This is a genomic window from Devosia sp. (assembly GCF_017307565.1).
In the GTDB taxonomy this organism is placed as follows: Bacteria; Pseudomonadota; Alphaproteobacteria; order Rhizobiales; family Devosiaceae; genus Devosia.
This window is the reverse complement of the sequence record NZ_JAFKHD010000006.1, coordinates 1-1752: the sequence shown is the minus strand read 5'-3', so window position 1 is coordinate 1752 and position 1752 is coordinate 1. Positions and strand designations below refer to the sequence as shown.

The following is a 1752-nucleotide window of genomic DNA, read 5'->3' as shown; positions in this document are numbered from 1 at the left end:
TCATCGACCTGCCGCCGGGCACCGGCGACATCCATATCGGCCTTTTCCAGCAGACCATCGTCGACGGCGTCGTCATCGTCTCGACCCCGCAGGACCTGGCGCTGATCGATGCGCAAAAGGCCATCGACATGCTCCGCCGCATGTCTGTGCCTATCCTCGGGCTCATTGAAAACATGAGCTATTTCATCGCCCCGGACACCGGCAATCGCTACGACATTTTTGGAACAGGCGGCGCCGAAAAGGCGGCCGAACGCCTCGACATTCCCTTCCTCGGCGCCATCCCGCTGGTCATGTCCATCCGCGAGAATTCCGACGCCGGCGCACCGCCTGTGGCGGCTGATCCGGAAGGCGCGGAAGCAACAGCATACCGCGTGATTGCGCGCCGTCTCCTTGGTGCGGCCCCAGCCTGAGCAGGGGCCGCCTCAACCTCTCCTGGCACCGAAATCGATTGCTGAAATCGATTGCATGACTTTTCCGAACACGCTATCGGGCTAGTCCACAAGGGCGCAGGCTCGGAGCGGAGGGGTTATGTTTTCCATTGATCGCCGGGATTTCGGTCCCGACTTCACCTTTGGCGTGGCCACGGCTGCCTATCAGATCGAAGGCGGCCAGCGCGATGGTCGCGGCACCTCGATCTGGGATACGTTCTCGGCAACCCCCGGCAATGTCCACAATGGCGATACGGGCCTTAACGCCTGCAATCACTACGAACTCTGGCCGCAGGATCTTGACCTGATCCGTGACGGCGGCTTTGGCGCCTATCGCTTCTCGATCGCCTGGCCGCGCCTGATCCCCGAAGGCACCGGTGCCATCAATCAGGCAGGCCTTGATTTCTACGATCGACTGATCGACGGCATGCTCGAGCGCGGCCTTAAACCCTATGCAACGCTCTACCACTGGGATCTGCCCTCGGCCCTGCAGGACCGCGGCGGCTGGATGAACCGCGATATCGCCAACTGGTTCGGTGATTACGCCACGCTGGTGGGCGAAAAATTCGGTGATCGTCTGGCTGCAACCGCGACCATCAACGAGCCCTGGTGTGTCGCCTTCCTCAGTCATTTCCTCGGCGTTCACGCCCCCGGCTATCGCGATCTGCGCGCCGCTGCTCGCGCCATGCACCACGTGCTTTTCGCGCATGGCACGGCCATCGATGCCCTACGCGCGACCGGTACAAAAAACCTCGGCATCGTGCTCAACCTCGAAAAATCCGAGCCGGCGACCGACAGCGAAGAAGACAAGGCGGCCTGCAACTTTGGCGACGCGCTGTTCAATCGCTGGTACCTCGGCGGCGTGCTCAAGGGCCAGTACCCGGCCGAACTCACCGAATGGCTCGCGCCCTACCTGCCGGCCAACTATCAGGCTGATATGGCTGTCGTCTCGCGTCCGCTCGACTGGCTCGGGATCAACTATTACACCCGCGGCATCTACAAGGCTTCCACCCAACCGGGCCGACCGGTCGAACAGGTCAAGGGTGACCTCGAAAAGACCGATATGGGCTGGGAAATCTACCCCAAGGGCCTGTCGGATCTCTTGGTGCGCGTCTCCAACGAATATACCAAGATCCCGCTCTACGTGACCGAGAACGGCATGGCCGAAGTCGAAGGCGACGACGATCCGCGGCGCGTAAAATACTACGACGAGCACCTGAAGGCCGTGCTCGCCGCCCGCGAGGCCGGCGCTGATGTGCGCGGCTATTTCGCCTGGTCGCTGCTCGACAACTACGAATGGGCAGAGGGCTATAACAAGCGCTTT

The 1752-nt window shown here is 61.8% G+C and carries 2 protein-coding genes; both read left to right on the top strand.

Annotated features, from left to right (window positions below; translation table 11 throughout):
• Positions 1–410, top strand: a 410-nt coding sequence (locus J0I64_RS00060) for a P-loop NTPase (protein ID WP_291405233.1), incomplete at its 5' end; no start/stop codon positions are given.
• Positions 411–528: 118 nt separating this feature from the next.
• Positions 529–1752, top strand: a 1224-nt coding sequence (locus J0I64_RS00055) for a GH1 family beta-glucosidase (RefSeq protein ID WP_291405231.1), incomplete at its 3' end; no start/stop codon positions are given.